The 12,949-nt window shown below is 63.3% G+C and carries 7 protein-coding genes; 3 read left to right on the top strand and 4 right to left on the bottom strand.

The window, feature by feature from the left end; translation table 11 throughout:
- Positions 1 to 182 precede the first annotated feature (182 nt).
- The 3 genes from thiL to I2I01_RS03635 all read left to right on the top strand — a co-directional run bounded on the left by thiL (position 183) and on the right by I2I01_RS03635 (position 2,449).
- Entirely contained in the window at positions 183 to 1,214 is a 1,032-nt protein-coding gene (gene thiL, locus I2I01_RS03645; protein WP_196285052.1) for a thiamine-phosphate kinase, read from the top strand.
- 152 nt (positions 1,215 to 1,366) lie between these two features.
- Positions 1,367 to 1,882 carry a hypothetical protein gene (locus I2I01_RS03640; protein WP_196285051.1) on the top strand — a complete coding sequence of 172 codons (516 nt, stop codon included), beginning with the start codon at positions 1,367 to 1,369 and terminating at the stop codon, positions 1,880 to 1,882.
- A gap of 111 nt (positions 1,883 to 1,993) precedes the next feature.
- Entirely contained in the window at positions 1,994 to 2,449 is a 456-nt protein-coding gene (locus I2I01_RS03635; RefSeq protein ID WP_196285050.1) for a YybH family protein, read from the top strand.
- Between the two features lie 159 nt (positions 2,450 to 2,608).
- Here the strand turns inward: I2I01_RS03635 and I2I01_RS03630 are convergent, their stop codons facing one another.
- From I2I01_RS03630 to I2I01_RS03615, 4 genes are all read right to left on the bottom strand, one after another.
- Complete coding sequence (locus I2I01_RS03630; RefSeq protein WP_196285049.1) at positions 2,609 to 2,983, bottom strand: hypothetical protein; 375 nt, start codon at positions 2,981 to 2,983, stop codon at positions 2,609 to 2,611.
- Between the two features lie 205 nt (positions 2,984 to 3,188).
- Positions 3,189 to 4,592 (bottom strand): 23S rRNA (uracil(1939)-C(5))-methyltransferase RlmD, encoded by a 1,404-nt coding sequence (rlmD, locus tag I2I01_RS03625; RefSeq protein WP_211537796.1) that lies wholly within the window; start codon positions 4,590 to 4,592, stop codon positions 3,189 to 3,191.
- A gap of 235 nt (positions 4,593 to 4,827) precedes the next feature.
- Positions 4,828 to 10,350, bottom strand: a complete 5,523-nt coding sequence (locus I2I01_RS03620) for a gliding motility-associated C-terminal domain-containing protein (RefSeq protein ID WP_196285047.1) — start codon at positions 10,348 to 10,350, stop codon at positions 4,828 to 4,830.
- Between the two features lie 101 nt (positions 10,351 to 10,451).
- Positions 10,452 to 12,710, bottom strand: a complete 2,259-nt coding sequence (locus tag I2I01_RS03615) for a GEVED domain-containing protein (RefSeq protein ID WP_196285046.1) — start codon at positions 12,708 to 12,710, stop codon at positions 10,452 to 10,454.
- Positions 12,711 to 12,949 lie beyond the last annotated feature (239 nt).

Below are 12,949 nucleotides of genomic sequence, written 5' to 3'. Positions count from 1 at the left end.
GGTTTTGAGTTGGAAAAGGAGGGAAGCAATTCCCTCCTTTTTTTATGACCGTACTTTTGCGCTTTAGTTGTCAGTTGCTCGTTGTTAGTTGCTCGTTATTCGGAAATCAACGAACGGCTGCCACCGACAACTAACAACGAGCAACTGACAACTAACAACGAGCAACTGACAACTAAAAACCTATGCCCGAAAACCTCACGCCCCTCAACGCCATCGGCGAATTTGCTTTGATTAACCGCTTGCAGGCCGGCCTCACGCTGCGCCAGCCAGGCTCGGTACTGGGCATTGGCGACGACGCGGCCATCATTCGGCCCACGGCCGGGATGGAGCAAGTAATGACGACCGACTTATTGGTGGAAGGCATTCACTTCGACCTCTCGTTTTGCCCCTTGCGCCACCTGGGCTACAAGGCCGTAGCCGTGAACGTGTCCGACATTGCAGCCATGAACGCGCTGCCCACCCAGCTAGTGGTGGCGCTGTCGGTGGGCCCGCGCTTCACGGTGGAAGCCGTAGAGGAGCTCTACGCCGGCATGCGCTTGGCGTGTGAAGCCTACAATGTAGACCTCGTGGGCGGCGACACCACCGCCAGCCGCGGCGGCCTCACCCTGGCCGTGACAGTGCTGGGCGAGGTAGCTGCCGGGCAGGCGGCGCGCCGCAGCGGCGGCAAGCCCACCGATTTGCTGTGCGTGAGCGGCGATTTGGGTGGGGCATTTATGGGCCTGCAGGTGCTGGAGCGCGAGAAGCAAGCCTTTCTGGCCGACCCTGAGACCCAGCCCGAACTGGCCAACTACGAATACGTAGTGCAGCGCCAGCTGCGCCCCGAGGCCCGGCTCGACATCGTGCACGAGCTGCGCGAGCTGGGCGTGCGGCCCACCAGCATGATTGATGTGTCGGACGGGTTGGCCTCCGAGGTGCTGCACCTGTGCGCGGCCAGTGGCACGGGCGCCCGGGTGTTCAGCGAATTCGTGCCCCTGGCCAACCCCACGCTGGAAGCAGCCGCCGAGTTCAACCTCGACCCCATCACCTGCGCCCTCAACGGCGGCGAGGACTACGAGCTGCTGTTTACGGTGCCCGTGACGGACCATGAGAAAATCAAAAACCACCCCGATATCACCATCCTTGGCCACCTCACCGACAAGGCCGACGGCACAAATTTGATTACTAAAGCGGGCCAGCCGGTGCCGCTGAAAGCGCAGGGCTGGACCAGCTTCTAGGCAGTTTGAGGGCGGTTTTTGGAGCTTGGGATTAACTTTCTTGAAGCGCTGCCGTTAGGAGGGCAATCGAAAATATCCGGCCGGCTGGCACGCTAATTGTCTTCTGCCTTCCATACCTGGAAATTTTTACTTCCATTTTTCCTTCTTCAGCCATGAAAAAGCTCCCGTATTTCTTTGCTCTGATTATTCTTATCAGCACCGTATTTGGCTCGGCGCCGGCCCGCGCGCAGTGGAGCCCGCAGGCTAAGGGCGCCGTGATTGGCGGCCTGGGTGGCGCGGCCGCTGGTGCTCTCATCAACAAGCGCAACCGGGCCGTGGGCGGCGTGGTAGGTGGCGTGGCCGGTGGTGCCATCGGCTATGGCGTGGGCAAGCACATCGACAACAAGCGCAAGCAGCGCGCCGCCGCTGCTGCCCAGCAACGCGCCGTAGCGGCCCGTGAAGCCGAATACCGCCGCGAACTGGCCCTGGCCCGCAACCGCAAAACGACCGTGACCACGACCACCACGCAAGCCTCGGCCGTGCCGGTAAACAGCCTCACGGCTTCGGCGGCTCCCATGCCGGGCGCTATGGCTCCGGCAGCCGTGTCGGGCAACTACCTGCCCAACCCGCACTACGGCGACGCTTCGAAGCCGTATTCGAACGAAGAAATTCGTCGGAAGAGCTGGTAATCCCGGAATCGCATCACCAACAAACCCCGGGCGCCTGCGCCTGGGGTTTGTTACTTTTAGCCCGTGGGTGATGGGGCCCACTACCATTTTCTCCACCAACACCTTGGACTTATGAAATCCCTCCTTTGCAGCTTGTTTGTGGCCGTGGCGCTGAGCTCCTGCTCGAAAGCCGGCGACGCCGTGAACGTGCAAACCCTCGACCAGGACTTTATCGGTGCCTGGAACGCCCGCGACTCCGGCAAAATTACCGGCATGATGGCCGACGACGTGGCCTTCGTGCAGGGCAACGCCCACTGGAAGGGCAAAGACGAAGTGAGCCAGAAGTGGGTGAGCGCCACCATCGCCACCATCAGCAACTTGAAAACCAGCGTGAGCAGCAGCGGCATCGACGCCAACACGGCCTATGAAGCCGGCACCTTCTCGGTAGACGTGGCCCCGGCCGCACCCGGCGAACCCGCCGGCTTTGGCGAGGGCAACTATATCTTCCTCTGGAAAAAAGCCGCCGACAATACCTGGAAGCTTAGCTACGCGCAGCTGGAAGACCTACCAGTGCAGCGCCGGAACTAGAACAAAATAGCGCGCCGTTGGGCGCAAAACCAGAACGTCATGCCGAGCGAAAGCGAAGCATCTCGCGTGTGATAGTAATCCTTTTAATTGGTTTACTGCTGCACGCGAGATGCTTCGCTTTCGCTCGGCATGACGTTCTTTTTTATCTATTGCCCCCGATTAATCCTCCGGATAAGGCACGAACACGAAGTTGGTAAACTCCTCATCCAGCACGAAGAGGCAGCAGAACTCGTTGGGGTCTTTGTAAGTCGATTGAAACGCCTCGACGCCCTCGGCGCTGACGATGCCTTGCTGCACGAACAACTCCAGGTAGCTGGCGAAGACGTGCCACTCCAGCTGCATTTCGTCAGCGTTCACGAGTAGGCCGCCGAGGGGCACTTCCTGCTTGGCAAACACGAAAATGGGGTATTGGCTGATGTCGCGCTTGCGAATCTGGGCCGAGGCTTCGCTCAGCGTGTCGGACACGGTGGCGAAGTCCTTGGTAATGGTGCCGAGGTATTTGCCGTTGAGTTCGGGGTCGTTGAAGTAGTCCATTTTACTTTTTAAAACGGATAAAGACGGTCAATATAAAATAAAGGGCTACGGACAGCATTAGGAAACTAATTGCAGCAGCTCCTCCAGAGTGCACATCCGCATTAACTGCCCAAATGCAAATTGCTACAGTGACTATTATCCAGCAAAGAGTGAAAAGCGTTTTGGTTTTCATAAGGAAAGCCGAACTATCACTGTAGAATTTATTCTACTTCAGCTCCAGCGCCACTACATTCTCCACGTGGTGGGTATGGGGGAACATGTCCACCGGCTGCACGCGGGTCACTTTGTAGGCAGCATCGAGCAGCTCCAGGTCGCGGGCCTGGGTGGCGGGGTTGCAGCTGATGTACACGATGCGGGGGGCGCGCAGCTCCAGCAGGCGCTTCACCACGTCTTCGTGCATGCCGGCGCGGGGCGGGTCGGTGATGAGCACGTCGGGGCGGCCGTGGTGGGCGGTGAACTCGGCCGTGAGCACGTCCTTCATGTCGCCGGCGAAGAACTCCATGTTGGTGATGTTGTTGATTTCGGCGTTCACGTGGGCATCGGCCACGGCCTGCTCAACGTACTCGACGCCGATGACCTTGCGGGCCTTTTTGGCCACGAAGCTGGCGATGGTGCCGGCGCCGGTGTAGAGGTCGTACACCAGCTCGTCGCCCTGCAGGTCGGCAAACTCGCGGGCCACTTTGTAGAGCTGGTGGGCGCCTTCGGAGTTGGTTTGGTAGAAGGACTTGGGGCCGATGCGGAAGCGCAGGCCTTCCATCTCCTCCTCGATGTAGGGCTTGCCCTTGTAGTTCACCACTTCCAGGTCGTGGAAGGTTTCGTTGCCCTTGTTGTTGAGCACGTAGTTGAGCGAAGTAATCTGCGGGAATTTCTCATACACGGCGTCTAGCAGCGGCTCGATGCTGTGGTGGGGCAGGTAGCACTGCAGAATCACCATGATTTCGCCGGTGGTCTGGGCCGTGCGGATAATGAGGTTGCGCAGGTTGCCGGTCTGGCGCACGATGTTGCCGAAGCGCAGGTCGCGCTCGCGGGCGTAGTCGCGGATGAAGAGGCGGATTTCGTTGCTCGGCTCGGGCTGCAGGTGGCAGTGCTGGATGTCGATAATCTTATCGAAGCGCGCGGGGGTGTGGAAGCCCAGCACCCGGCGGTCGTAGTGCTGGCTGTCATCGTTGATTTGCTCGTTGGTGAGCCAGCCCATGAAGCTGAAGGTGTACTCAAGCTTATTGCGGTAGTAGGTGCGCTGGGGCGAGGGCAGAATCTGCTGGATTTCGGGCAGCTCCACTTTGCCGATGCGCTGCAGCGTGTCTTCCACCTGCTGCTGCTTGAAGCGCAGCTGCGAGTCGTAGCCCAGGTGCTGCCACTTGCAGCCGCCGCAGGTGCCGAAATGCTGGCAAAAGGGCGTGGTGCGCAGCTCGGAATAGGCGTGGAAGTGCGTGGGCACGGCTTCCAGGAAGTTCTTCTTGGCTTTGGTGACGCGCAAATCGACCACGTCGCCAGGGGCGACCTGCGACACGAAGATGACTAGATTCTCGATGCGGACCAGGCATTTGCCCTCGGCCACCATATCCTGGATTGTGACGTTGCGGAGCAGCTCCGCGGGAATGTTTTTCATTCGGCTCATAAGGGTGCAAAACTACTCTCTGAACCACGGATTCGCTCGGATTTTTCGGATTTCACGGATTTTGTGGACGGTTGTAGGTACCAGAGTTGCCATTGGGCAACCCCGACTTGTTGCGCGGATGGCCAACAAAAAAGGCCACCCCAACGGGTGGCCTTTTTGCTGCTTGATTGTTCAGAAGACGTCCACGAAATCCGTGAAATCCGAAAAATCCGAGCGAATCCGTGGTCTACTTCACCACCTCAAACCAGTTCTTGATGCTGGTACCGTTGGGCAGTTTCAGCAGGTAGAAGTATTGGCCGGCGGCGATGCTCGGGTCGTCGCCCCAATTGTTCTGGTAGTTGGTGGTGCTGTACACCTCGCGGCCCCAGCGGTTGAACACGGTGAAGGTGTTGCCGGGGTAGAGCGCAATGTTGTCAATCACCAGCACGTCGTTCAGGCCGTCGCGGTTCGGGGTGATGATGTTGTACACCTTCGTGTCGTTGGCAAAATCAACCGCCGTTTCGTTCGAGTTCGACAGGCGTTCCGTGGCGTCGGTGCTCACGGCCACCACTCGGAAGTTCTGCTTGAAGCCCACACCCGAAGCTACGCTGTTGGCGTCGGTGTTCGAAATGGTGGTGGTAAGCGTGCCGGCGGGCACGGTCTTCACTGGGGCGGCCGTGCCGGCATCCACGCGGCGGAAGATGCGGTACTCCTTCACCGTGAAGCCCACGTAGGCGTTCCAGGTTAGCGACACGTTGCCTTGGTCGCGGCCGCCGGTGCCGGGCAGCTGGGTGGCTACCAGGCGCACCGTCTGCACCACCGAACTCGAAAGCAGGTTGCCGCAGCCGTTGGTCAGGTCGAGGCGGTACTCGTAGGAGTTAGCACCCGCGTCCACGTTGTTAGCATCGGTATAAGTAGTCGACGAAGCTGGGGTCTGGCCCACGGCCACGAAGTTGCCGCTGCCCGCCACGCGACGCATGATTTGCACCTGGTTGGGGGTGTTGGTGCTGCCCGTGGTGTTCAGGGTCAGTACAATGCGGTTGTTGCTGGCAATGTCGACCGAGCCCAGCGTGAGGGCAACGCCCGGGCTGTCGAACAGCACCGTGCGGGTGGCAGCGGCGCTGGGGCACGAGGCCGGGCTGGCGCTCACCTCCTGCACGCTCACCGAGTAAGGGCCCGTGGCGTTGAAGCGCACTGTAATGGTGCTGCCCGTGGTGGGAGTAGAGGTGATGGTGCCGCCCACAATGGTCCACTGGTAGCTGGCGCCCGGGGTGGGGTTGGCCACGGCGTACTGCTGGGGCGTGGCCACGTTGCACACAAAGCCCGAGCCCGAAATGGTGGGCGTGGCCGGCGTGGGGTTCACCGTGAAGGGGGCCGTGTAGAGCGGGCCCGTGCAGCCGGCCGAGGTGGTTTCCTGCACCGTGAGGGTGTAGTTGCCGGGAGCGGGCAGCGTGTTCAGCGTGCGGCTGTTGCCGGTGCCGGCCAGCGTGGTGCCGCTCAGGATGAAGCTATAGGTCGAGCCCGTGAAGCCGCCCGGCAGGGCAAACGTCACTGGGCCGCTGCCCTGGCACACGCGGGCCGGAGCTGTGATGGTCAGGTTGGTGCGCGGCGAGGGGTTGATGAGCACGCGCAGCGTATCGGAAGTACCGCGGCAGATGCCGCCGGTCGGGTTGCTGGTTTCCGTCACCACAATCTTGCCGATGGTGGGCGTGGTCACCGGGGCCCAGTTCACGGTCACCGTGTTCTGGAAGGTGCTCACCTGCGTGCCGCCAATAATCACCCACGAATAGCTGGAGCCGTTGGCGAAGGAGCCGCTGGTGTAGGTGTAAGGGCCATCGGCCTGGCACACCGAGCGGGGCAGCGGGGCCACGGCCACGATGTCGCCGGGGCCGGTGGGGCGCACCGTTTGCAGGCGCTGGTTGATGGTGATGGGCAGCGTGGTCGTGTCCGAAGAGCAGCCTTGGGCGTTGAGACGGAATACTTTCAGGTAGCCGCCCGTAGTGGCCGGGCCCCAGTTCACGGTGATGGCCGAGGTGCCCTGGCCGGTGGCAATGGTGCCGCCGTTAATCAGCCAGGTGTAGGCCGTGCCGGCCGGGGTGGGTACCGAGTAGGCAATGCCCGTAACCGTGGGGCATACCGAAGCCGGACCCACAATGGTTTCGGGTGCCGGGCGCGGGTTGATGGTCACCGTCACCGTGCTGGTGCTCAGGCAGCCATTGGCCGTGGTGGCCGTCAGGGTGTAGGTCTGGGTGATGGGGGCGGTGCCGGTGTTCACACCGGTGAGCACGGGCTGGGCAGCAGTGGCGCTGCTCAGGTTGGTGGCCGGGCTCCAGCTGTAGGTATAGCCGGGCAGTGCGGCCGTGCCCAGCGTCACGCGGCTGCGGTCGCACACGGCCACGGCCGGACCGGCATTGGCCGCCGCAGCGGGGTTTACCGTGATGGTCACGGTGCCGGTGCTCACGCAGCCGTTAGCCGTGGTGGCCGTCAGAGTATACACCGTCACGATGGGCGCATTGGTCGAGTTGGTCAGCGTGAAGGTGGGGTTGGCCACGGTGGCGCTGCTCAGACCGGTGGTCGGGCTCCAGCTATAAGTATAACCGGCTACCGGCGCAGCGCCCAGAGTAATGGTGCTGCCCGAGCAAACGGCCTGGTTGGCACCGGGCACCGCCACAGCCGCCGGGTTGACGGTAACAGCTACGGTGCTGGTAGCCGAGCAGCCATTGGCCGTGGTGGCCGTCAGCGTGTAGGTCGTGGTGATGGGGGCACCGGTGGTGTTGGTGCCGGTCACAGTCGGGTTGAGCACCGAAGTGGAGCTCAGGCCGGTGGCCGGGCTCCAGGCATACGTGGTGCCGGCTACCGGCGTGCCGCTGCCCAGCGTGGCACTAGCACCCGAGCAGAAAGCTACAGCCGGGCCGGGGGTGGCCACTGCAGCCGGGAAAACGGTCACAACTACCGTGCTGGTAGCGGTGCAGCCGTTGGCGGTGGTAGCGGTCAGCGTGTAGGTCTGGGTAATGTTGGCGCTGGTCGTGTTGGGTAGCGTTACAGTGGGGTTGAGCACCGAAGTGGAGCTCAGGCCGGTGGCCGGGCTCCAGGCGTAGGTGGTGCCGGCTACCGGCGTGCCGTTGCCGATGGCCACCGGCACGTTCGAGCAGGTCGATTTGGCCAAGCCGGCGTCAGCCACGGCGGCCGGGTTGATGGTCACCGCCACCGTGCCCGTGGCCACGCAGCCGTTGGCGGTGGTAGCGGTCAGGGTGTAAGTCGTGGTGATGGGCGCGCCAGTGGTATTGGTTCCCGTCACCGTCGGGTTCAGAATGTTGGGGTTGCTCAGGCCAGTAGTGGGGCTCCAGCTATAGGTGGTGCCGGGCACCGCAGTAGCCGAGCCGCCCAGCGGGGCCGAAGTCGTGCCCGAGCAGAAGCTGATGGCCGGGCCGGGCGTGGACACGGCAGCCGGGTTCACCGTCACCACCACCGACGACGTGGCGGTGCAGCCCGTCGCGCTGGTGGCAGTCACAGTGTAAGTCTGGGTGATGGGGGAGCCGGTGGTATTGGGCAGCGTCACCGTCGGCTGGGCGGCCGTGGCGCTGCTCAGGCCCGTGGCGGGGCTCCAGCTATAAGTGTAGCCCGTGAGGGCCGCCGTGCCGATGGGGGCCGAGGCCACTCCCGAGCAGGTGCTCAGGGCCGGACCGGCGTTGGCCGTCGCGGCGGGGTTCACCGTCACGCGCACCGTGCCCACACTCGAGCAGTTGTTGCCCACGGTCACCGTCAGGGTGTAGGTGGCTACAATGGGGGCGTTAGTGGTGTTGGGCAGCGTCACGGTGGGGTTGGCCACGGTGGTGCTGCTCAGGCCGGTGGCCGGGCTCCAGGCGTAGGTAGCACCTGCAATGGGCGTGCCGCCGAGCGTTGAAGCCACGCCGGGGCACACGCTGCGGTCGGCGCCGGCATCGGCCGTGGGCGGGGGCGTCACGGTCACCGTCACGGTGTTCGAGATGGTGCAGGTGCCGTCGGTGCCCGTCACGGTGTAGGTCGTGGTGGTCGTCGGGTTCACGGTTACGGTGCTGCTGGTGGAGTTGATGCCCCCGCCGCTCCACACGTAAGTCAGGCCGGCTTGGCCCGTCACGGTGAGGGTGGTGCTGCCGCCCAGGCAGATGGTGGGCGCGGCGGCCGTTACCGTCAGGGCCGGCAGCGGGCGAATGTCCACGGTTTTCACCACCGAGTCGGTGGGGCAGCCGCGCGAGGAGATGCCTTTCAGAATCAGCGTGCCCGTGGTGTTGGCGCTGTTCCAGGTCACGTTCACCGCGTTGGTGCCCTGGCCGCTGCTGATGGTGCCTTTCAGCACGCGCCAGTTGTAGGACGTAGGCACCGGGCCGGAGGCCGTGTAGGTGCGCACCGTGGCCGGGTCGCACACCGTGGCCGGGCCGTTGATGGCAGTGGGGCCCGCGGCGCGGGTCACCGTGATGCGGAACACGTCGGAAGCCAGTTTGCCGCCGCAGCCGTTGTCTTTCACCGTCACGGCAATGTCGTAGGGCGTGGAGCGGGCATTGCCGCAGACCGAGTTGAACACAAACGTGCCCGTGACGGAGCCCGTGCCGCTGGCCGTGGCCGTGCCGGTCACGTTGCCGGGCTGCACGGTGCCCGTGCTGTTGTTAAAAGTGGTATTGAAAGGGCCGCTGCCGTCCAGCAGCACGCTGTTGGCCGTGAGCACCAACGGGTGCCCGGGGGTGCTGGATTGCGTGGCCGTAATCGGAATGCTCAGCGACTGCCCTTCCTCAATGGTGTAGTTGCGGGGCGTGGTGATGGTAGAGGGCAAAACCGGGGGCGGCGTGGTTGGGCAGGTCGATACCACCAGCTGCAAGTCGCGGCGGGTGGTGCCAATCAGGACTTCGCGGCCGTTGATGTTGCGGTATTCCTGCACGTCCACGGCCACCACGTAGAGGCCGTTGGTGGTGGCGCCGTACTTGGCTACGCCGGTGCTGGCGTTGAGCAAGGCAAAGTTGCCGGCGCCCGTGCCGAAAGGCGTAGCCGCGCTGTAGCTGGAGTTGAAGTAAGGCGTGGTAGAGAAAGTGGGCGGAACCAGACCGGGGCTGTTGGTCAGGGCGTTGTAGGGCGTGCCGAAGGAATACGCCAAACGGTCGCCGTCGGCGTCCACCGCGTTGTTGAGCGAAATGGTGGTGTCGTTCTGGCAAACAATGGCCACCGCGGTGTCCGAGAAAACCGGCGAGCGGTTCGAGATGAGCGGCGGCGCCATGCTCACGTACAGCGACATGTTCTGGCCGCTGGAGTTGAGGAGGTTGGTGATGCCGGCGTTGCGCGCGCCCACCGAGTACACGGCGTAGTAGCCATCAAACGACACGGGCAAGTTCACCACCTGGATGTACTTGCACAGGTAGAACGGCTGGGTGGGGCCCTGCACGGTGCAGCCCGTCGGCACCGGCGGCGAAATGGGCTGCGGCAGGGGCCCGGAAAGCGACGGCGACGTCCGGGGAATGTTGAGCGGGGTGCTGGCCCCGGTGGTCCGGTTGAAAATGGTAACCGGGGCACTGGTGGGGGGCGGCGCAATACCGCCCGGGTTGGTGCTGTAGAGGCCGTTGCTGTAGATGGTGACCGTTATTTCGTAGCGAAACGGGGTGGCCGTGGGCCCGTTAGCGTCCAGGTAGCGGTAGCTCATCTCGCCGCCCAGCAAGTGAGTAGCTCGCGCCGGAGCCATGCCCAGCACCAGGAGCGCCAGCAGCAGAATCGACCCCAAAAAAAGCCGTGGTAAGGTTTTAAACATATAAAAAGGTAAAGGGAGGGAATACTGACCAAACAATCCGACGGCCCGGAAGCCGTCGGATTGTTTCATGCCGGGAAATCACAAATGGTTGAGGGCAAAGGCTATTCGCGCACCACGCGGCGCACGGCCGTTTGGCCCTGGGCGTCGCGCAATTGCAGCAGGTACACGCCGGGCGCCAGGCGGCTCAGGTCCAGCTCGGCATCGGCGGCGGGGCCCAGGCGGAGGGAGGTGCTGAGCAGCGTGGCGCCCAGCAGGTTCTGCACCGCGGCGGAGTAGGTGCCGGCGGCGCTGGCGTCGGGCAGGCGCAGGTGCACGCGGCCATCAGGCGTGGGGGTGGGGTAGAGGCTGAGGCTGGGCAAGGCCTGCTCCTGGCGGCTCGCCAACGGCCCGAATACCAGCTGGTAGTCTTCGTATTCGGCGTTGAGCAGGTTCACGCTGCACGCCAAGGGGTTGTTGGCGTTAGCCGCCGTCATTACCCGCATGCGCAGGCTGGCGCCGGCCGCCGGGCTGTTCACCGTGAAGGTGGTGGAGTAGCTCAGCGTGGTGGGCACTGCGCTCGACAGCAGCTCGCTGGTGTCGAACAACCCGTTTTGGTTTTGGTCGACCCACACGGCCACGCGGTGCGACGTCGTCAGGTTGACGGCCATGGTCAGGTTCACGGTGCGGCTGGCCCCCATGGCAATGGGGTTGCCGGTGTAGTTGCCGTAGCCACCTGTCGCGTTACCGGTCACATTGTTGTAGGAAGGCTGGGCGTTGGTCACGGCCACCGATGTGATGTAGAACGGGCTGGCCTGTTGCACGCCGCCCGGCCCCATGCCGCCGGTGCCATTGGCAGCGCAATAGGTGAAGCACGGAAGCTGAATGGTGAGGTAGTTCAGGCGCGTGGTGGTGGCCGAGCCGTTGTTGTTGGTAGCCGTCAGGCTCACCGTGAAGGTGCCGGCGGTAGTGTACTGGTGCGAGGGGTTCTGGGCCGTGCTGGTCTGGCCGTCGCCAAAGTTCCAGAGCCACGACGTGGGCGCGTTCTGGCTGGCATCGGTGAACTGCACGGGGTTCACGCAGCCACCCGCCACGTAGTTGCTGGTGAAGCTCACGAGCGGGGGCGAAGTGTTGGGGCGGGCAATGAGGGTGTAGTCCTCGGCCTGGCCGCTCACCTGGTTGGAGCAGGGCGACGTGCTGTTGCCCACGGCGTCGGCAATCACGCGCAGGCGCAGGGGCTGGTTCAGGGTCACGGTGGCGGGCAGGGTAATATTGGCCGTGGCCCCGGGGCTGGGGGTGCTCAGGCTCTGGTAAATCTGCTCACCGGTGTCAAACGTGCCGTTGTTGTTGGCGTCGAGGTACACCCGGATGTCATGCGCGTTGGTGCCGCCCGTGGTGATAATCATCTGGGTGCTCAGGCCCACCATCAGCTCGACGCGCTGCGTGCAGGTGAAGTTCTGGTAACCGGCGCTGCCATCGGCCGAGGTGTTGTCGATGGTACCCAGCCGGAAGCGGGTGATGCCGTAGTTGCCGAAGTAGTTCACCGTGGTGGGCGTGCAGGCCGCGGCCACGGGCACCTGGGTGTTGTAGGTAATGCTGGTGGCGGCCGTGGTGTTGTTGCCGGCCGCGTTGGTGGCGCGCAGCGTCACGGCATAGGTGCCGGCCGTGGTGTAGCAGTGGTTGGGGTTTTGCGCGTTGCTGGTCTGGCCGTCGCCAAACGTCCAAAGCCAGGCCGTGGGCACGTTCTGGCTGGCGTCGGTGAATTGCACGCAGCCGGTGCAGGTGGTGGTGGCGCTGGTGGTGAAGGCGGCCACCGGCGGGGCGGCGTTGGCCGACAGCGTCACGCTGTAGTCTTCATCCTGCGAGTACACCGGCGTGGAGCACGACGTCGGAATCGGGCTGTTGGCGTAGTCGGTGGCCACGCGCATGCGCAGGCGGGCGCCCAGCGTGGCTGTAGCCGGCGCCGTGAACGTGCCCGAGTGCGTGGTGGCGTTGTCGGAGCTAAACACCAGCTCGTTGTTGCCGGTGAAGGCGCCGTCGTTGTTGTAATCTATCCACACGCGCACGTTCTGGGCCGCCGTGGTGGTGGTGCGCACGCTGATGGAGTAGGGCTGGCCCACCACCAGTGCCGCGTTTTGCGTGCAGCTGTAGTCGTGGTAGCCCGCCAGGTACGTCGTGCGGTTGGCCAGCACGTTGGTGCCCACCGTGACGTTCAGAATCGCCATGCCGTAGAGCGCGGGGTTGCTGACGCTGGCCGAGCCCGGCGTGCACGCCGCGTTGATGGGACAAGTCTGGGCCTCAGCGGCCGATGAGATTCCCAGCGACAGCAGAACGGCCGCTACGCCGGAAGCAACGCGGGACCAAGAGCGTAGGAGTGGAAGCATACAGTATTTTGAGGGAAAACAATAGAATTCAATGGATAAATGTAAGGACAAAATACCGACGGAAAAGCAGCAATCGGCTATTTCGGGGTTTTATTCGTCCGTGCCCCGAGAACCGTCGGCCAAAGGCCCTGTTTATCCATCCGGCCAGCACCAGCTAATGGCCTGACCGCTGCCCCTGCTCAGGGTTTAAAGCGTGCCACGCAAAAATCGCACCACCCAGCCGTAAATTTGGCCGCAAC

Origin of the sequence: Hymenobacter properus, assembly GCF_015694735.1 — a bacterium.
Taxonomy (GTDB): domain Bacteria; phylum Bacteroidota; class Bacteroidia; order Cytophagales; family Hymenobacteraceae; genus Hymenobacter; species Hymenobacter properus.
This window is presented reverse-complemented; position numbering and strand designations above follow the sequence as displayed.

Coding starts and splice junctions, on each gene's coding strand:
- thiL (WP_196285052.1), top strand. CDS start 183: ATGCCCGAAAACCTCACGCCCCTCAACGCCATCGGCGAATTTGCTTTG.
- I2I01_RS03640 (WP_196285051.1), top strand. CDS start 1,367: ATGAAAAAGCTCCCGTATTTCTTTGCTCTGATTATTCTTATCAGCACC.
- I2I01_RS03635 (WP_196285050.1), top strand. CDS start 1,994: ATGAAATCCCTCCTTTGCAGCTTGTTTGTGGCCGTGGCGCTGAGCTCC.
- I2I01_RS03630 (WP_196285049.1), bottom strand. CDS start 2,983: ATGGACTACTTCAACGACCCCGAACTCAACGGCAAATACCTCGGCACC.
- rlmD (WP_211537796.1), bottom strand. CDS start 4,592: ATGAAAAACATTCCCGCGGAGCTGCTCCGCAACGTCACAATCCAGGAT.
- I2I01_RS03620 (WP_196285047.1), bottom strand. CDS start 10,350: ATGTTTAAAACCTTACCACGGCTTTTTTTGGGGTCGATTCTGCTGCTG.
- I2I01_RS03615 (WP_196285046.1), bottom strand. CDS start 12,710: ATGCTTCCACTCCTACGCTCTTGGTCCCGCGTTGCTTCCGGCGTAGCG.